The sequence below is a fragment of the Leifsonia sp. 21MFCrub1.1 genome, from assembly GCF_900107895.1.
GTDB classification, from domain to species: domain Bacteria; phylum Actinomycetota; class Actinomycetes; order Actinomycetales; family Microbacteriaceae; genus Leifsonia; species Leifsonia soli.
In genome coordinates this window covers 3,581,266-3,599,677 of the sequence record NZ_LT629867.1, presented here as the reverse complement: position 1 = coordinate 3,599,677, position 18,412 = coordinate 3,581,266, and the positions used below count along the sequence as shown (strand labels likewise).

General features: G+C 70.2%; 17 protein-coding genes. 7 read left to right on the top strand and 10 right to left on the bottom strand.

All coding sequences use genetic code 11. From position 1 onward, the window contains the following. Positions 1-12: 12 nt before the first annotated feature. The 3 genes from BLW09_RS16990 to BLW09_RS16980 all read right to left on the bottom strand — a co-directional run bounded on the left by BLW09_RS16990 (position 13) and on the right by BLW09_RS16980 (position 852). Positions 13-237 (bottom strand): hypothetical protein, encoded by a 225-nt coding sequence (locus BLW09_RS16990; protein ID WP_089917051.1) that lies wholly within the window; start codon positions 235-237, stop codon positions 13-15. Positions 238-342: 105 nt separating this feature from the next. Further along, entirely contained in the window at positions 343-522 is a 180-nt protein-coding gene (locus tag BLW09_RS16985) for a hypothetical protein (protein ID WP_089915499.1), read from the bottom strand. Between the two features lie 84 nt (positions 523-606). After that, positions 607-852 (bottom strand): hypothetical protein, encoded by a 246-nt coding sequence (locus tag BLW09_RS16980; RefSeq protein ID WP_089915496.1) that lies wholly within the window; start codon positions 850-852, stop codon positions 607-609. Positions 853-965: 113 nt separating this feature from the next. On the opposite strand from BLW09_RS16980, the gene BLW09_RS16975 reads away from it, so the two are divergent. Then, the gene (locus BLW09_RS16975; protein WP_089915493.1) at positions 966-2,084 is read left to right on the top strand and encodes a S1C family serine protease; all 1,119 of its coding nucleotides are present in this window, start codon (positions 966-968) and stop codon (positions 2,082-2,084) included. Between the two features lie 4 nt (positions 2,085-2,088). Here BLW09_RS16975 and BLW09_RS16970 read toward each other — a convergent pair whose 3' ends face one another. The 4 genes from BLW09_RS16970 to BLW09_RS16955 form a co-directional block, all read right to left on the bottom strand. Further along, positions 2,089-2,361 carry a hypothetical protein gene (locus BLW09_RS16970; RefSeq protein WP_089915490.1) on the bottom strand — a complete coding sequence of 91 codons (273 nt, stop codon included), beginning with the start codon at positions 2,359-2,361 and terminating at the stop codon, positions 2,089-2,091. Positions 2,362-2,546: 185 nt separating this feature from the next. After that, on the bottom strand, positions 2,547-4,433 hold the full coding sequence (locus BLW09_RS16965; protein ID WP_089915487.1) for a sigma-70 family RNA polymerase sigma factor: 1,887 nt from the start codon (positions 4,431-4,433) through the stop codon (positions 2,547-2,549). Between the two features lie 193 nt (positions 4,434-4,626). Then, a complete protein-coding gene (locus BLW09_RS16960) occupies positions 4,627-5,292 on the bottom strand; it encodes a phosphatase PAP2 family protein (protein ID WP_089915485.1) in 666 nt (221 codons plus the stop codon). A gap of 66 nt (positions 5,293-5,358) precedes the next feature. Further along, positions 5,359-6,012, bottom strand: a complete 654-nt coding sequence (locus BLW09_RS16955; RefSeq protein WP_089915482.1) for a TetR/AcrR family transcriptional regulator — start codon at positions 6,010-6,012, stop codon at positions 5,359-5,361. A 135-nt stretch (positions 6,013-6,147) separates the two neighbouring features. Here BLW09_RS16955 and BLW09_RS16950 point away from each other — a divergent pair, with 135 nt between their 5' ends. From BLW09_RS16950 to BLW09_RS16940, 3 genes are all read left to right on the top strand, one after another. Next, positions 6,148-7,839 (top strand): MDR family MFS transporter, encoded by a 1,692-nt coding sequence (locus BLW09_RS16950; protein WP_089915479.1) that lies wholly within the window; start codon positions 6,148-6,150, stop codon positions 7,837-7,839. A gap of 8 nt (positions 7,840-7,847) precedes the next feature. Continuing rightward, positions 7,848-8,342 (top strand): MarR family winged helix-turn-helix transcriptional regulator, encoded by a 495-nt coding sequence (locus tag BLW09_RS16945; RefSeq protein ID WP_231946927.1) that lies wholly within the window; start codon positions 7,848-7,850, stop codon positions 8,340-8,342. Between the two features lie 112 nt (positions 8,343-8,454). Continuing rightward, the gene (locus BLW09_RS16940) at positions 8,455-9,168 is read left to right on the top strand and encodes a hypothetical protein (protein WP_089915474.1); all 714 of its coding nucleotides are present in this window, start codon (positions 8,455-8,457) and stop codon (positions 9,166-9,168) included. A 70-nt stretch (positions 9,169-9,238) separates the two neighbouring features. Here BLW09_RS16940 and BLW09_RS16935 read toward each other — a convergent pair whose 3' ends face one another. After that, positions 9,239-10,249: a PHP domain-containing protein gene (locus BLW09_RS16935; protein WP_089917048.1), complete on the bottom strand. Its 1,011-nt coding sequence runs from the start codon at positions 10,247-10,249 to the stop codon at positions 9,239-9,241. Positions 10,250-10,297: 48 nt separating this feature from the next. Between BLW09_RS16935 and BLW09_RS16930 the strand changes: the two genes are divergently transcribed. From BLW09_RS16930 to acs, 3 genes are all read left to right on the top strand, one after another. Then, positions 10,298-10,867, top strand: a complete 570-nt coding sequence (locus BLW09_RS16930; RefSeq protein WP_089915471.1) for a dihydrofolate reductase family protein — start codon at positions 10,298-10,300, stop codon at positions 10,865-10,867. Positions 10,868-10,902: 35 nt separating this feature from the next. Beyond that, positions 10,903-13,245, top strand: coding sequence for an ATP-binding cassette domain-containing protein (locus BLW09_RS16925; RefSeq protein ID WP_089915468.1), 2,343 nt, complete (start codon positions 10,903-10,905; stop codon positions 13,243-13,245). 139 nt (positions 13,246-13,384) lie between these two features. Next, positions 13,385-15,364: an acetate--CoA ligase gene (gene acs / locus BLW09_RS16920; protein ID WP_089915465.1), complete on the top strand. Its 1,980-nt coding sequence runs from the start codon at positions 13,385-13,387 to the stop codon at positions 15,362-15,364. Between the two features lie 118 nt (positions 15,365-15,482). Here acs and BLW09_RS16915 read toward each other — a convergent pair whose 3' ends face one another. After that, positions 15,483-16,340, bottom strand: coding sequence for a serine/threonine-protein kinase (locus tag BLW09_RS16915; RefSeq protein ID WP_089915462.1), 858 nt, complete (start codon positions 16,338-16,340; stop codon positions 15,483-15,485). Next, complete coding sequence (gene glgX / locus BLW09_RS16910; RefSeq protein ID WP_089915459.1) at positions 16,340-18,376, bottom strand: glycogen debranching protein GlgX; 2,037 nt, start codon at positions 18,374-18,376, stop codon at positions 16,340-16,342. Before glgX ends, BLW09_RS16915 begins: the two co-directional genes overlap by 1 nt. Positions 18,377-18,412: the final 36 nt, after the last annotated feature.

The following is an 18,412-nucleotide window of genomic DNA, read 5'->3' as shown; positions in this document are numbered from 1 at the left end:
GAAAGACAGCCATCACAGGTGCGGCTGGTACGGCGCCCACTTCTCCAGGTCGTACTCGAGCTCGACCCCGGAGTAGAGCCGGACCAGCCAGCGCCGCGAGTCGCCGCCGGCGAACTGGCCCGTGACCGTCTCCGTCACCCAGCCGCCCTCCGCGTCGCGGGTCCAGCGGATCAGACCGACGTGCTCACGGAGCCGGGGAGGGTGCGGCGGGTGGATGTAGTCGAATTCGTCAGTCATCGTCATTGCCTCCTCCCGCCCGGCGGGTGTCGACCCGTCGATGGCGGCGAGGCCATGATGCACCCTCGGCGGTGCGTGAGGGACTACGCGTTTTCCCTGCGGTCATTACTGCGAACGGTTATCCGCCGGGACATCCTCCCGCTTCCACTCCAGTTCGACGCCGGAGACCAGCCGGACGCGCACCGTCCCGCCGACCGCCTCGATCGTGTCGACGTCGGGATGGTTCTGCACCCGCATCCAGGCCGGCGAGCCCGGCTCGGGAAAGGCACCAGCGTCCTGGTCCACCGCACCCCTCCCTGCCGCAGATCGACCGACTTTTGAGAGGTAGCTTGACGCCTACCCGGACCGTTCCGCTAGCCCATCGAGTCGTCAGGTGGCAGACGACTCGCGCCCGACGTGCCGGTAGATGGCCTCGCGAGGCCAGTCGTCGGCTGTCACGAGCTCGTAGACGTCCATCGGCCGCCCGGCGGAGTCCTGCGGGGCGGGATGACCGACGGGGACGCGGACCCGGACGGGAGGATGCGATTCGAGCACCGGAAGCTCGATCGAGCGGTCCCGTGCGGGCTCGTCGCTGTGCACGAGGAAGGCGGTGAACACGTCGTCGCCGAAATCCATGCGTTTACATTAGCCCTCGGGTCGCCCGCTGCGAACCTGAGCCCCCACTGTCTATCCACGTCTCGGCCGGCCGAGCCACCATGTCCCCGAACGCAAGCGAGGGGGCGCGACAGATGACGTCGACGGATCAGAAGAGGACGGAACGGCCGGGGCGGTTCCCGGTAGGGGCCACAGTGCTGCTCGCCGTGCTCGGCTCCATCATCCTTCTCGGTTCCGGGGTGCTCGGTGGGCTCACTCTGCGCTCGGCGGGCTCGACGCTCGGGCAGTCGCTCACCCGGACCGCGCCGGTGACCTCGGCATCGGTGTGCGACGCCGAGCGTGTCGCCCGCGACGTGCTCCCCTCCATCGTGACGATCGGTGTGGTCGCGGGCGACGGATCCGGGGGCACGGGAAGCGGCGAGATCATCTCGGCCGACGGCTACATCCTCACCAACAACCACGTCATCGCGCCGGCGGCCGACGGCGCGACCATCACCGTGCTCTACAACGACGGGACCACGCACCCGGCGAAGCTCGTCGGCCGGTCCCCGCGTGCCGATATCGCCGTGGTGAAGGTGGAGGCGAGCGGACTCCCCGTGATCGAGCAGGGCGACTCCGCGTCGCTCCAGGTCGGGCAGCCCGTTGTGGCGCTCGGCGCCCCGCTCGGCCTCTCCAGTACCGTCACCACCGGCGTGGTGAGCGCCCTCGGCCGCACGGTGCCTGTGCAGAGCGACAGCGACCGCAACGCGGTGCTCGCGGACGCGATCCAGACCGACGCCTCCATCAACCCGGGCAACTCCGGGGGAGCCCTCGTCGACTGCGGCGGCCGGCTGGTCGGCGTGAACTCGGCGATCGCGACGGTCCCCGGGGCGTCCGGGGTGGCGGGTGGAGGGAGCGTGGGGATCGGTTTCGCCGTGCCGCAGGCCGTGGCGATGCCGATCGCGCAGCAGATCATCTCGACGGGGAAGGTGACGTACCCGACCTTCGGGATCTCGGTCACGCCCATCCAGCCGGGCCAGGGCGAGAAGGAGCAGCCGGGCCTGTACGTGCAGTCCGTGACGCCGGGTGGGCCGTCGCAGCAGGCGGGTCTGGCGGCAGGGGACGTGATCGTCCGGGTCGACGGCAGATCCGTCGGCAGTGTGGACGATCTCACCGCCATCCAGCTGACCAGCAAGCCCGGCGATGGGGTCGACGTGGTCTACGTACGGGACGGCCGACGCCAGACCACCACGGTCACCCTCGGAAACGGCTGACGTCTCAGGCGGTGCGTTCGGCGACGTTCGCGATCTTGAACCGGTCGATGATCCGATAGCTGTCGCCCGGGCCGTTCTCTTCGACCCGGACCGTGTCGTAGACCCGGAAGTCGAGGATGCGGAGCTCGCTCAGGCGCTCGGCGCGCTCGTTGAGGAGCGCGGAGCGGAGCGCCGACGTGGGCTCGCGCGGTATGAGAGGCGTGACGATCTCACCCCGCCAGCCGTCGGTCGTCACGCTGACGAGCTCGGCGGCACGCTCCCGTGGGTTCCAGTGCATCAGCCTCATCTCGTCCTCTCGGCGTCGATCACGGAGCGGCCCGGCCGGTTCGATACCCGACGAACGGACCGGACCACTCCGAAAGAGAGGCCCGCGACGGGCGCTCCCCTGGAGACGCGCGAAGCCCGATGATGCGCTCTCCGCTTATGAAGACGTGGCTCGGGGATGAACATGACGCGAGATCCTCAGCTGCACAGGTTCCATTGCGTGCGGACCTGGTCGGCGGACAGGGCGGTGCCGTAGACCGCGGCGAAAGCGAGGCTGCCGGTGATCTGCCGGGACGACGGTGTCTGCGGCCCCCAGTTGTCGAGGTTGTCCGCCCCGATGCGCCAGCGGCCGGGGAACTGATGGGCCTGCGTGACGGAGGGGTCGTGAGCGACCCGCTCCCCGTCGACGTAGAGCGCCATGCCCTCCTCCGACAGGGTCGCGGTGGCCTGGTGCCAGCGGCCGTCGGTGTAGCTCGCGTCGGAGGAGATCGTGCGGACCGCGTCCGGGAAGACCCCGAACACGAGCCGTCCGTCGTCGGTCAGGAAGAGGTGGCGGTCGTAGTACGCCGAGGCGCCCTCCGTCGATCCGCTGAAGCCCACCAGCCGCCCGCCGCCCGCGGTCGCCGAGAACCAGATCTGGACGGTGAAGCGGTCGACGGGGACGCGGAGCGCGTTGTCGGTCAGGCTCCACTCCCCGCCTCCGGGGTGCCCCGTGTATCGCGCCGTGTTCCCGTGGACGAAGTCAGTCGCGGTCGAGGAGCCGGCTTCGTCATCCAGCCGATAGGCGAACAGCGTTTCGGCCGCCGGTATCGCCTCGAGGGCGGCGACACAGCCCTGCGGTGCGGATTTGCCGGCATCTGGAGGGAGCGGAGCGTCGGGGCGCTGGTCGATCGGCTCTCTGGGTGCGTTCTGTGCGCTCGACCCCGTCTCGGGGGAGCCGCCGGCGGAGGGTGCGGGGCCGTCTCCGCTATCGGGCGGGGGTTCCGCTGCGGCGTCCGGCTTCAGCTGGTCCTTCTGCTCCGGCGTGACGCGACGGGCCTGGGGTTCCGGCCCGTCGCCGTTCGTGTTCCGCTGTCTCGAGGTCGAGCCATCGCCGGCGCCCGCCGAAGTGGGGTCGGACTGCGGAGCCGCGATGACCGCGCCGTAGGTGAGCGCGGCGGCGGCCGCCACACTCGCCACGACCGCGGCCATGCCGGCCTTCGAGCTGCCGGCGGCCGTGGCGGACAGATGCCGCAGGCGGGCGCCGTGGTGGAGGGCGACGGCCGGATGCGCGACACCGGCCGCGACGGCGCCCTCCGTCGCGCCGACCGTGGAGAGATACGCGGTCGCCCCCGCGAGCCCGAGGAACAGCGGAAGGATGCCGAGCGCCAGTCGCGAGCCGACGCGGTCCGCCTCGGAGGCGGCATCCGCGCAGCGCCGGCACGCGCCGAGGTGCTGCAGCACTTTCCGGCGGTCGGCCTTCGCCAGGCGGCCGCGGACGAGCGGGCCGAGCTTCTTCAGCGTCCAGCCGTGGATCGGATCCTCGGAGGGTGCGCTCGCCAGGTGCGCGTTGATCCACGATTGGCGCAGTCCCTCCCTGGCGCGGAGGGCCAACGCCGAGACCGCGTTGGGACTGAGGCCCATGAGAGGCGCGACCTCGCGCGGCGCCATGTCCTCGATCTCGGTGTACCAGAGCACCTCCTGCCACTTGACCGGCAGCGCGTAGAAGGCCTCTGCCATCGTCTCCCGGTCGATGCGGTCGAGGGCGGTGGCCTCGCTGAAGGTCCAGTCCTCGATGGCGTCGGCGTCCTCGATGTTCGGCGTCGTTTTGCGGCGCGACCAGTCGATGGCCACGTTGCGCACGGTGGTGGCGAGATACGAGCGGAATCCGGCGGTCGGGCCCTTGCCCCGGCAGATCGACGTCAGGATGCGCGCGAACGCCTCCGACGCGAGATCGTCGGGATCGAATCGACCGGTGATGGACGTCGCCATGGTGCGCGCTGCCGGCCAATGACGTTTCCAGAGCACCCCGTAGGCGAGCGAGTCGCCCTCCCGGGCGCGGACGATCAGGTCGGCGTCGGAGAGGTCGTCGAGTTCACCGGTCATAAGGGTCGGGTCCTAAGGTGCAGTACGGGCGTTCACTCACTTGGACGCAGCGAATTGCGAATCGTGACGCGATCGCGGAAGAAAGTCCTGCGATGTCGATCGGGGATGGCGTGGCCCCACCATCCCGCCCGTCCCCGCGGTCACGTGACCGTCGGACTGCGGAGAGACTACGTAGCTCGGGCGACCCGCCCGCTCAGCGGGTGCGGCGGCGACCCCGGGTCGCCAGGTTCCACAGGCCGGCGACCAGCACGGCGCCCGCGACCCCGTTCAGAACCCCGCCCACGACGTCCGTTCCGTAGTGCACGCCGACGTAGAGGCGCGACCAGGCGACGGCGAGCACGAAAAGGGTACCGACGATCACGACGATCGCCCGGGGGAGGCCCGCCCGCGACACCATGGCCAGCGCCGTCACCAGCGCCGCGGCGAAGACGACGTGCCCGCTCGGGTAGCTGAGCGTCGCGGGCGAGATGTGGAGCACGTGCGTCAGATCCCGGGTGGACGGCCGGGGCTGCGCGACGGCCGCCTTGACGACCAGCGTCGTCAGCCAGCCCGCACCCGCGACGATGCAGGTGCCGAGGGCCCGCCGCCATCCCACGGCGAACAGCAGGATCACGAAGACGACGGCCAGGATGCCCGCGACGACCACCGGATGGTCGAGGCGATCGAGGAGGAGTGCGGCGGCGTCCAGCAACGGCGAGTTGACCCGGTTCACGGCAGCGTCGAGTCCATCGAACCGCACGGCGGGGATCGCCTTCGCGACGAAACCGAGGGCGATCGTGACCGCGAAGAGGACGATGCTCCAGACGATCCAGTGGGCGGGGGCGCGGAGGGCCCACGACGTCGATCGCCTGGAGTGCATCCCCTCAGAGTAAAGAGGAGGCGCAGGCGAAGCCTGGACGTCCGCCGCCGGAGCGTGTGAAGACGTTCAGCGGACGAACGGCGCGATCGACCGCGCGATCGTCACTGCGCGTTCGGCGACGTCGGCCGCAGAGCCGCTCCCGCCGGCGGACGCCCACTCCCGGACCGCGATGCGGAGGGCGGCGATGCAGGCCACGACCAGTAGCTCGGCCTGCGCGGCGGCATCCGCCTCGCCGGGTGGCGCGTCCGGTGCGGCGACGTCGTCGGCGGCGACGTCCGCGAGGAAGGCGGAGACCGCCGCGACGAGCCCCGATCGCAGGTCGTCGAATCGCCCGAGCCGGCGGCGGAGGAGTCCGGCGTGCCGCGCGGCGATGAGCATGCGCGCCTCGCGGAGTTCCGCATCCTGCTCGTCGGGGAGGGAGGCCGTGAACAGGGTGTCGACGAGCGCGCCGACCACGCTGCCCTGGTAGGCGTCGGCGAGGCGCCGGCCGATCCACTCCGGGTCGCCCCAGGCCCGGCGGATGTCGAAGAGCGCGTCCTCCTTCGTGTCGAAGTAGTTGAAGAAGGTGCGATGCGAGACAGGCACCCGCGAGCAGATCTCGTCGACCGTCACCTCGTCGAGGTCGCGTTCGAGGGCCAGTTCGAGGGTCGCGCGTTCGAGGTCGGCTCTGACCTGCGCCTTCTTGCGCTCGCGGAGTCCGTCGGGGGATGAAGTTTGCATAGGTGGAAATTTTGCAGTCATGTCATTTATTAGTTGACTTCGGTCACCTAATCATATATGGTTGATCGTCGTCAACCAATTGTGCGAAGGATCCACATGTCAACAACGCTCTCCAGGGACGGGTCACCGGTCGCGATGTCGCACCGGCAGGTGCTCGAGTCCCTTTCCGGACTCCTGCTCGGGATGTTCGTCTCGATCCTCGCGGGCACGGTCGTGTCGACCTCGATGCCCCGGATCATCTCGGAGCTGCACGGCGACCAGACCGCATACACCTGGGTCGTCACCAGCACGCTGCTCGCGACGACGGTCTCGACGCCCATCTGGGGCAAGCTCGCCGACCTGCTCAACCGCAAGCTGCTCATCCAGCTCGCCCTCGTGATCTTCGTCGCGGGATCGGCGATGGCCGGGTTCTCGCAGGACACCAGCATGCTCATCGGCTTCCGCGTCATCCAGGGGCTCGGCGCCGGCGGTCTGACCGCGCTCAGCCAGATCATCATGGCCGACATCATCAGCCCGCGCGAGCGCGGCCGCTACATGGGCCTCTTCGGCGGCGTCATGGCCGTCGGAACGGTCGGCGGTCCGCTGATCGGCGGCCTGCTCACCGACTCGGTCGGATGGCGCTGGAACTTCTTCGTCGGCGTTCCCGTCGCGGTCGCCGCGATCATCCTGCTCCAGGTCACCCTGCGCCTCCCGAAGCGGCCGGCGCGGAAGGTGCGCATCGACTACCTCGGCGCGATCTTCCTCGCGGCCGGCGTCTCGCTCCTGCTCATCTGGGTCTCGCTCGCAGGCAAGAACTTCGACTGGTGGAGTGCCGAGACCATGTGGATGGTCGGAGGCTCGATCGCGCTCATCATCGCGACCATCGTGACCGAACTCGTGGTCAAGGAGCCGATCATCCCGCTCGGGATGTTCAAGAACCGCACCTTCACGCTCGCCGTGATCGCCTCCATCTCGGTCGGCGTCGCGATGTTCGGAACGTCCGTCTTCCTCGGGCAGTACATGCAGCTCGCTCGTGGGGCGACGCCGACGGAGTCCGGTCTGCTGACCCTGCCGATGATCCTCGGCTTGCTGCTCTCCTCCATGATCGTGGGTAACCTCATCAGCCGGTTCGGCAAGTGGAAGGGCTTCATGATCGTCGGCTCCCTCCTGCTCACCGCCGGGCTGTACCTGATGAGCACGATCGAGTACGACACGAACTACTGGCTCGTGTCGCTGTACATGCTCGTGCTGGGCGCCGGTGTCGGCATGGTGATGCAGAACCTGGTGCTCATCGTCCAGAACACGGTCCGTCCCGACCAGCTCGGCGCGGCGAGTTCGAACGTGGCGTTCTTCCGCAGCCTCGGCGGCACCATCGGCGTCTCGGTGATGGGATCCCTTCTGGGCACCGCGGTGAAGGACATGATGGCCGACCGCCACCAGGAGCTCCTGACCGCCGTCGCCAAGCTCGGCGCGAAGGGCGTCGCGGCCGCGAAGTCTCTGCAGAGCGGGACCCTCCCCGAGGTCAACACCCTCCCGGTGCCGATCCGGACCATCGTCGAGTCGGTCTACGGCCAGGCCGTCGCCGGCATCTTCCTGGTCGCCGTCCCGCTCGCGATCATCTCGGTGATCGCCATCCTCTTCCTCCCCAACATCACGCTGGGAAGCAAGACGGCGATCGAGCGGATGCGCGAAGAGAACGGCGAGACGCCGCTCGAGGCCGCAGAGGAGAACGCGATGGAGGTGGCGGAGGCCCTCATCGGCGCCCCGGCCACCGGATCGGTCGCCGCCGTCCGCGGGGACGCCGGTGAGGGCACCGCTGGGAACGGGCGCTCGACGGCCACGTTATGATCGCGGCCATGGACAACACGGATCGGGTGGCGGCGGGTTCCGCCGCCACCCTTCCCGCCGCACCGGAACCGGCGAGCGATGCGGCCATCTCCGACGTGGAGGAGCAGTTCACCCGGCTGTTCAACCAGGTCGGCACCGCGATGCGCGATCGGGCGGAGCGCATCCACCCGGATCTGCAGCCGGGCGGCTACAAGCTGCTGACGACGATCGTGCGCAGCGGTCCCATCCACGCGGGCGCGCTCGCCGCCATGCTGTACACCGACAAGAGCGTGATCAGCCGGCAGGTGAAGCTGCTCGAGGACATGGGCTTCATCGAGCGCAAGACCGACCCCACCGACCGGCGCGCCAGCTTCATCGCGGCGACTCCCGAGGCGATTGAGAAGGTCGACGAGGTGCGTGCCGCCGATCAGGCGACGCTGTACCGGGGCCTCCGGCGTTGGGGCGAAGAGGATGTGCGGCGCCTGGCCGAACTGCTCGCCCGGCTCAACGACGTCACGCGCTGACGGCTCTCCCGGTGGTGTTCCAACCGGACGCTGGTAGCCTTCCTCTGGTATGCCCCCCGCATCCGCCCCCCTTCGCCCTCGCGGCCGCCGCTCGGCAGGCCGTAGCGCCGCTGTGCCGTCGCAGCGGGTGCGGATCCGGCTTCCGAAGTCGCGGCGGCGGCCCCTGCTGCCGCTGCAGCACCGGATCGGCGTGACCCTCGCGGTCGTCGGCCTGGTCTGCGGGTTCTCGATCGTCCCGACGGACGACGCCCTCGCATCCACCCTGCTCGTCGCCCCGTCGACGACGCTCGCGCCGGGCGACGGAACGGCCGACACGACCCCGCCGGCGCCCGCGCAGCAGCTGCTGGTGGATGCGACGATCGCCGCGCCCGTGGTCAACCGCGAGGACCTCAGCGCGACCGACGGTCTGCAGACGCTCGCGCGCGTCGGCACGAACGAGGCCTGGGCGAAGCTGGTGCTGATGTTCGGCGGCTGGCCCCAGACCGACGCGAATGTGACCGTGATGCTGCGCTGGATGCGCCAGGAGAACGGGCCGCCGGACTGGTGGAACCGTAACAATCCTCTCAACAACGGTTACGGATCGGGCGGTGGCGCGGGTCTCGGAAGCTATCCGGACCTGATCACGGCGGCGGAGTACTGCGCGAAGAACCTCCAGCGCGGCTACCCGGGCATCGTGGCCGGGCTCGAGGCAGGCACGTCCGCCGACGCGACCGCCTCCGCCATCTGGGCGTCGCCGTGGGCGACCAGCCACTACGGCAACGGCACCCACTGGAGCACGCGCCCGGTCGAGATCGTGCAGGCCCCCGCCTCCGCTTGGGGACTCTGACCGGCATCGAGTCGTGACCCGATGTCCGAATTCGGGCCGAGTCGTGACGTGATGTCACCCCTCGATGGGGTCAGGACTTGGCGAGCCAGGTGCGCAGGCGATCCAGCGGCCAGGTGGTGATGATCCGGTCGGCGGGGACGCCGTTCGCGGCGGCGCGCGCGGCGCCGTACGCGAGGAAGTCGAGCTGGCCGGGCGCGTGCGCATCGGTGTCGATCGCGAAGAAGCATCCAGCATCGAGGGCGCGCTGGATAAGGTCGTCCGGCGGGTCCTGGCGCTCCGGCCGCGAGTTGATCTCGACGGCGACCTGGTTCTCGACGCACGCGGCGAAGACGGCGTCCGCGTCGAACTCCGACGGCGGGCGCGTGCCGCGCGACCCCTGCACGAGCCGGCCGGTGCAGTGGCCGAGGACGTTCGTGTGCGGATCGCGGATGCCGCCCAGCATCCGCTTCGTCATCGTCCGCTTGTCGGAGCGCAGCTTGGAGTGGACGCTGCCGACCACGACATCCAACCGGCCGAGCAGGTCGGGCGTCTGGTCGAGCGTGCCGTCCTCCAGGATGTCGACCTCGATCCCGCGGAGCAGGGTCACCGAACCGGTGTCGAGGCCGGCGATGACGTCCAGCTGCTCCTCCAGCCGCTCGGCGCTGAGGCCGCTCGCCACCGTGAGGGTCGGGGAGTGGTCGGTGATCGCCTGGTATTCGCGCCCGAGGGTCGCAGCAGCAGCAGCCATGACCTCGATGGGGACGGTCCCGTCGGACCACTCGGTGTGGCTGTGCAGGTCGCCGCGGAGCTGGGCGAGCAGGTCGGCTCCCGCCGTCTCGAGCGGCTGCGCGTTGTGTTCGCGGAGGTCGGCCAGGTAATCGGGGACATCGCCGTCCACCGCCTGCGCGATGACCTGGAAGGTGCGGTCGCCGATGCCCTTCGTGCGCTTGAGCCGTCCGTCGGCGACGCGTTCGGCGAGCTCGTCCGCGTCGAACGGGGCGATGATGGCGGCGGCGCGCCGGAAGGCCTGCACCTTGAAGCTCGGCGCGAGCTCCCGCTCCAGCCAGAAGGCGATCTCGTTCAGCGCGTCGACGGGGTCCATGCGGACCATGCTCCCACCGTGTCGGCGGTGCCCGGTAGCGTTCGTCGCATGGGGAGAATCGTCTTCGACACGGCCGCGACCATCAACGGGTGGATCGCCGATGAGCACGACTCGCTGTCCTGGCTGTTCGCGGTGCCGGGCGGGGAGGAGCCGGACGAGGGCCTCCTCCCTCAGGGTGCGACGGTGATGGTGGAGGGGCGCACCACGTACGAGTGGGTGCTGCGTGAGAGCGGCATCCTCGAGGCGCCGGAGAAGTGGCAGGAGTTCCACGGCACGCGTCCGACCTTCGTGTTCACGCACCGCGAGCTGCCGGTGCCCGACGGCGCCGACATCCGGTTCGTCTCCGGCTCGGTGGCGGAGGCGCTTCCCGCGATCCGCGAGGCGGCGGGCGACGGCGACATCTGGGTCGTCGGCGGGGGCGACCTGGCCGGCCAGTTCTTCGATGCCGGGGCGCTGGACGAGCTGGCGGTGTCGATCGCGCCGGTCGCGCTCGCCGGGGGCGCTCCGCTCTTCCCGCGCCGCGTGGAGTCCGACCGCCTGCACCTCGAATCCGCGGAGGCCGTCGGCCAGTTCGCGCGGCTGCGCTACCGCATCCTGGCCGCAGAAACGACCGCCTGATATATCGTGGGTCGCGTTCGACGGAGGGATTCGACATGACCGCAGCGGCCGACAGCCACGATCTCATCCGCGTCCAGGGGGCGCGGGAGAACAACCTGAAAGACGTCAGCGTGGAACTGCCCAAGCGGCGGCTGACCGTGTTCACCGGCGTCTCGGGCTCGGGGAAGAGCTCGCTGGTGTTCGGGACGATCGCCGCCGAGTCGCAGCGCATGATCAACGAGACCTACAGCGCGTTCGTGCAGGGCTTCATGCCGTCGCTGGCGCGGCCGGACGTCGACGTGCTCGAAGGGCTCACGACCGCGATCATCGTCGACCAGGAGCGGATGGGCGCCAACGCGCGCTCGACGGTCGGCACCGTGACCGACGCGAACGCCATGCTCCGCATCCTGTTCAGCAGGCTCGGCCGGCCGCACATCGGCTCGCCGCAGGCCTTCTCGTTCAACATCCCGTCGGTCACCGGCCGCGGTGCGATCACGGTCGGCGGCAAGACGGAGTCGCGCGAGTTCGCGCAGCTGGGCGGCATGTGCCCGCGGTGCGAGGGGATGGGCAGCGTGAGCGACATCGACCTCACCCAGCTGTTCGACGACAGCAAGTCGCTCGCCGAGGGCGCCATCACCATCCCCGGCTACACGGCGGACGGCTGGGCGGTGCGGATCATCGGCAGCTCGGGCTTCGTTCCCTCGGACAAGCCGATCCGCGAGTTCACCGAGCGGGAGCGGCAGGACTTCCTCTACAAAGAGCCGGTCAAGGTGAAGATCGAGGGCATCAACATGACCTACGAGGGGCTCGTCCCCAAGGTCCAGAAGTCGATGCTGTCGAAGGATGTCGACGCGATGCAGCCGCACATCCGGGCGTTCGTGGAGCGGGCCGTCGCCTTCGCGACCTGTCCGGAGTGCGGCGGCACCCGGCTGAGCGAGGGCGCGCGGTCGTCGAAGATCGCAGGGATCAGCATCGCCGATGCCTGCGCGATGCAGATCACCGACCTGTCGGACTGGGTGCGCGGGCTCGACGAGCCGACCGTCGGGCCGCTGCTGAAGAACCTCCAGCACCTGCTCGACTCTTTCGTCGACATCGGCCTCGGCTACCTCTCGCTCGACCGGCCGTCCGGCACGCTGTCGGGCGGCGAGGCCCAGCGCACCAAGATGATCCGCCACCTGGGATCGTCGCTCACCGACGTCACGTATGTCTTCGACGAGCCGACGGTCGGGCTGCATCCGCACGACATCCAGCGGATGAACGAGCTGCTGCTGCAGCTGCGCGACAAGGGCAACACGGTGCTCGTGGTCGAGCACAAGCCGGAGGCGATCGCGATCGCTGACCATGTCGTCGACCTGGGGCCGCACGCGGGCTCGGCGGGCGGCGAGGTCGTCTTCACCGGCACTGTGGACGAACTCCGCTCTAGTGGCACCCTCACCGGGCGGCACCTCGACGACCGCGCGCACCTGAAGGAGACGGTGCGGGCGCCGAAGGGGGCGCTCGAGGTGCGCGGCGCCTCCGAGCACAACCTCCAGGGCGTGGATGTGGACATCCCGCTCGGCGTGCTGGTGGTCGTCACCGGGGTCGCCGGGTCGGGGAAGAGCTCCCTCATCCACGGCTCCGTCGCACCGCGGGAGGGCGTCGTCTCCGTCGACCAGGGGGCGATCCGCGGGTCGCGCCGCAGCAACCCGGCGACGTACACGGGGATGCTGGAGCCCATCCGGAAGGCGTTCGCCAAGGCCAACGGCGTGAAGCCCGCGCTGTTCAGCGCCAACTCGGAGGGCGCCTGCCCGAACTGCAACGGCGCCGGCGTGATCTTCACCGACCTCGGCGTCATGGCCGGTGTCTCCACCGTGTGCGAGGTGTGCGAGGGCAAGCGCTTCGACGAGTCCGTGCTGGAGTACCGGCTCGGCGGCCGTGACATCAGCGAGGTGCTCGCCATGCCGGTCACGGAGGCGGAGGAGTTCTTCGCGGGAGGTGAGGCGAAGCTGCCTGCGGCGCACGCCATCCTGCAGCGGCTGTCGGATGTCGGGCTCGGATACCTGACGATCGGCCAGCCGCTCACCACCCTCTCGGGCGGCGAGCGGCAGCGCCTCAGGCTGGCGACGCACATGGCGGAGAAGGGCGGCGTGTACGTGCTCGACGAGCCGACGACCGGCCTCCACCTGGCGGACGTCGAGCAGCTGCTCGGGCTGCTCGACCGGCTGGTCGACGGGGGCAAGTCGGTGATCGTGATCGAGCACCATCAGGCCGTGATGGCGCACGCCGACTGGATCATCGACCTCGGTCCTGGGGCCGGACACGACGGTGGCCGCCTCGTCTTCGAGGGCACCCCCGCCGACCTGGTCGCCGCGCGTTCCACCCTCACCGGCGAGCACCTCGCCCGCTACGTCGGCGCTTGAGCCGCCCGCCCGCCGTCGAGTACGCACAAACTGCACACGAAACGCCGTCGGCGCGTGCAAACTTCGCGTACTCGACGGCGGGTTACGGAAGGTTGCGCGGGCGGAGGAGCCCGCGGCGAGGGGCGGATAGCGTCGGAGGGTGACCAGCCCGATCGAGAACCTCGGCCGCGAGACGCGGCTGTACCGGCCCTCCGAGGAGTTCGCGGCGCAGGCGAACGTCGACGCCTCCGTGTTCGCCGAGGCCGCCGCCGACCCGGTGGCCTTCTGGGAGCGTCAGGCCGCCCGCCTCGACTGGGCGGAGCCCTGGCACACGGCCCACACATGGGAGCCGGCGGCGCCGGGCGACGACGGCGAGCTGACCGTCCCGCGCGCGGAGTGGTTCGCCGGCGGACGGCTCAACGCCGCCGTCACCTGCGTCGACCGGCACGTCGCCGCCGGCCGGGGCGACCGCGTCGCCCTGTACTTCGAGGGCGAGCCGGGCGACCGCGAGACCATCACCTACGCCGACCTGCAGCGCCGGGTGGCGCAGGCGGCGAACGCCCTCACGGCGCTGGGCGTCGGGAAGGGCGACCGCGTCGTCGTGTACCTCCCCGTCATCCCCGAGACGGTCGTCATCACGCTGGCGATCGCACGGGTGGGTGCCATCCACTCGCTCGTCTTCGGCGGCTTCTCGGCGGAGGCGCTGCGCTTCCGGGTCGAGGACACGGGCGCAAAGCTCCTGGTCACTTCGGACGGGCAGTTCCGCCGCGGGGCCGCCGTCCCGGTCAAGGCGAACGCGGATGCGGCCGTCGCCGGCGACAACGCGATCCAGCACGTGCTCGTGGTGCGGCGCACGGGAGAACTGACCCCCGACGTGCCGTGGACGCCGGGCCGCGACGTGTGGTGGCACGACGTGGTCGAGACCGCTCCGGACGTGCACGAGCCCGAGTTCTTCGACGCCGAGACCCCGCTCTTCATCATCTACACGTCGGGGACGACGGGCCGGCCGAAGGGCGTCGTCCACACCACGGGCGGCTATCTGACGCAGGCGTCGTGGAGCCACTGGGCCCTCTTCGACGCGAAGGACGACGACGTGTACTGGTGCACGGCCGACCTCGCCTGGGTGACCGCCCACACGTACGTGCTGTACGGCCCGCTGTCGAACGGCGCCACCTCGGTGATCTACGAGGGAACGCCGAACACCCCGCACACCGGCCGGCACTTCGAGATCATCGAGCGCTACGGGGTGACGACGTATTACACGGCGCCGACTCTCATCCGCACCTTCATGACGTGGTTCCCGGAGGGGCCGGGCGAGCGGTGGGACCTCTCCAGCATCCGGCTGCTCGGCACCGTCGGCGAGGCCATCAACCCGGAGGCCTGGGTCTGGTTCCGCGAGCATCTGGGGGCGGGACGCGCGCCCGTGGTCGACACCTGGTGGCAGTCGGAGTCGGGCGCGGCGATCGTCGCGCCGCTTCCCGGGGTGACCGCGCTGAAGCCGGGGTCGGCGACTGTCGCCGTGCCCGGCGTCACCGTCCGCGTCGTCGACGAGCGCGGCGAGGATGTTCCGCGCGGATCGGGCGGCTCGATCGTCATCGACGGCACCTGGCCGGCGATGTCGCGCACCGTGTGGGGCGACCCGGAGCGGTACCGCGACTCGTACTGGCGGCCGTACGCCGACCGCGGGTACTTCCTCGCCGGCGACGGCGCGGCGGTCGACGACGATGGATACATCTGGCTGCTCGGCCGCCTCGACGACGTGATCAACGTCTCCGGTCACCGCCTGTCGACGATCGAGATCGAGTCGGCGCTGGTCGCGCATCCACGCGTCGCCGAAGCCGCGGTCGTCGGCGTGGGCGACGACACCACCGGCCAGGCCGTCGCCGCGTTCGTCGTGCCGTCGGGCGACGCGCCGGGGGAGGGGGACCTCCGCGACCAGGTGACGCGCGAGATCGGCGCGATCGCGAAGCCGCGGCACATCGTGATCGTCGGCGACCTCCCGAAGACGCGGTCGGGCAAGATCATGCGCCGGCTGCTGGTGGACCTGTTCGACGGCCGGCCGCTCGGCGACACGACCTCCCTGCAGGACGAGACGGTTCCGCACACCATCGCGGCGACGCTGGCCGCACGCGCGCGCTGACCGGTCGGCCTGCGCGAAAGGGAGGTGCCGCGGGTCGACACGCCGGCGGAATGGGCCGAACGGAGGTGGATGCGGTGCTGAGGACGCGAAGGTCCTCCGTTTCCGGCGATGCGCGCGGTCAGGGACGCTGCTGGAGTCCGGCCGCCGAGATGACCGCCTCGCGGAACAGCGGCGTCAGCTGTTCCGCGGTCGGGCGGCCGGTGGGGTCGGTCGTGGTCATCGCGTGGAGGATGCGCGACCAGTCGTCCGGCAGGCCGTCGGGGATCGGCGGTTCGTGCTCCAGCCGGGCCATCGCCGACTCCACCGCCCCTCCGGGATAGGCGACCGAGCGGGTGAAGCATTCCAGCAGGACGAGCCCGAGCGAATAGATGTCGCTCGCCGACGTCGCCGGCTGCCGCATGGCCTGCTCCGGGCTGAGGTAGGCCGCCGTGCCGGTCGTCTTGCCCTCGTCCGGCTGGGACGGCGTGCCGACGATGCCGCTGGCGATCCCGAAGTCGGTGAGCCGGGCCCGGGCGCGGAAGGTCGTCGTGCCGTAGGAGACCAGCATGATGTTCGACGGCTTGATGTCCCGGTGCACCACCCCGTTCGCGTGCACGTACTCCAGCGCCTCGGAGATGTCGTAGGCCACCTCGGCGATCTCCTCCAGGCTCAGCTCCCGCTGGGCCAGCATGCTGGCGAGGTCGGTGCCCGAGACCAGCTCCATGATGAGGAACGGGCGCGGATCCTTCGGCGACGAGTAGTCGATCCCCGCGTCGATCAACGACACGATGCCGTGGTGGCTGAGCCGCGCGAGTGCCGCCTGCTCGGTGCGGTACTGCGCCATCTCCTCCTCGCCACCGGAGCGGTAGAGCTTGATCGCGACCTCGCGCCCGAGCAGTTCGTCGGTCGCGCGGAAGATGCTGGCCTCCCCGCCGCGGCCGATGACGTGCTGCGGCCGGTAGCGACCGAGCAGCGCAGGGATGGTGGACTCGGGCATCAGCTGTTCCGCGACCTCAGCAGGGCGAACGACGACTCTCCCAGGATGACGCTCTCGCCGTCCCCCAGAGCGAGTTCGGGGTCGCTGGAGAGCTCCAGCTCCCACCGAGAGCCGCGCGCGTCGGGGAGGACGAACTCGACGCCGTTGCCGGCCGCGTTGAGCATCAGCAGGAACGAGTCCGCGCCCTCGTGGCGCAGCTCGAAGGCGATGGAGCGCGCCTCCGGGTCGGCCCAGTCCTCGTCCGCGAAGGGCTCGCCATCCGCCCGGACGATGCAGACGACATCGGGACCGCCGACATCGGGCGCGTGCCGGTACCACTCCGGGCGGAGGGCCGGCTCGCTGCGCCGCAGGCGGATGAGCTTCGAGGTGAACTCGTGGAGCTCCCAGTCGGCGTTCTGCCAGTCGAACCAGGAGATCTCGTTGTCCTGGCAGTAGGCGTTGTTGTTGCCCCGCTGGGTGCGGCCGATCTCGTCGCCGCCGAGGATCATCGGGACGCCCGCGGAGAGCAGTACCGTTGCGAGGAAGTTCTTGCGCTGCCGCGTGCGGAAGGCGTTGATGCCCTCGTCGTCCGTCGGCCCCTCGACCCCGTAGTTGCTCGACCGGTTGTCGGACTCCCCGTCGCGGTTGTCTTCGCCGTTCGCCTCGTTGTGCTTCTCGTTGTAGCTGGTGAGGTCGGCGAGGGTGAAGCCGTCGTGCGCGGTGACGAAGTTGACGCTCGACAGCGGAGCGCGCCGAGAGTCCTCGTAGATGTCCGGGCTGCCGAGCACCCGCTGCGAGAGGGTCGACAGCACGCCGGGCGTGCCGCGCCAGTAGTCGCGGACATCGTCGCGGAACTTGCCGTTCCATTCGGACCAGCCCGCCGGGAACCCGCCCAGCTGGTAGCCGGCGACATCCCACGGCTCGGCGATCAGCTTCACCTGCGCGAGCGTCGGGTCCTGCTGGATGAGCGTCAGGAAGGCGCTGTGCAGGCTGGCGTCGCCGCCCTGACGGGTCAGCGTCGTGGCCAGGTCGAAGCGGAAGCCGTCGATGTGCATGTCCTCGACCCAGTAGCGGAGCGAGTCCATGATGACCTGGAGCGCGGCCGGGTGGCTCACGTTGAAGCTGTTTCCGGTGCCGGTCGTGTCGAAGTAGTGGGCGGCGTCCCCCTCGACCAGCCGGTAGTACGACGGATTGTCGATGCCCTTGAAGCTGTAGGTCGGCCCCAGGTCGTTGCCCTCGGCGGTGTGGTTGTAGACCACGTCGAGGATGACTTCGATCCCGGCCGCGTGCAGAGCCTTGACCATGCCCTTGAACTCGTCGACCTGGTGCCCGGTGTCGCCGGTGGCGGAGTACTCGTTGTGCGGCGCGAAGAAGCCGATGGAGTTGTAACCCCAGTAGTTGCGCAGCCCCTTCTCGAGCAGGTGCGCATCCTGGACGAACTGGTGGATGGGCAGCAGCTCGACGGCGGTGACGCCGAGGTTCTTGAGGTACTCGACGGCGGCGGGATGCGCCAGCCCGGCGTAGGTGCCGCGGAACTCCTCCGGCACCCACTCCATCAGCTTCGTGAAGCCCTTCACGTGCAGCTCGTAGATGATCGTCTCGCTGAGCGGCGTGTGCGGGCGCTCGTGGTCGCCCCAGTCGAACTCCTGCGGGTCGATGGCGACGCCGAGTGCGACGTGGCGTGCGCCGTTGGTGTCGCTGCGGCGCTTCGGGCGCCCGAGCTGGTGGCCGAACACGGCCTGCGTGTTGTCCCACGAGCCCGTGACCGCGCGGGCCTGCGGGGCGAGCAGCACCTTGGCGGGGGCGAACCGGAGGCCGTTGGCCGGGTCCCAGGGGCCGTCGACGCGGAGCCCGTAGCGCGTACCCGCGGTGAGTTCGGGGACGAAGCCGTGGAAGACATGGCCGGTGCGCTCGGTGAGAACGGTCTGCCGCTCGCGGCCCCGGTGGTCGAAGATCGAGACGATGACCTTGTCGGCCCGCTCGCTGTAGACGGCGACGTTCGCACCGCCGTCCCGCAGGGTGACCCCGAGCGGGTACGGCGTGGAGGCGCCCGTCACAGGGCCGGCCCCTGCGAGCGGCGTGCGCGAGGGGCG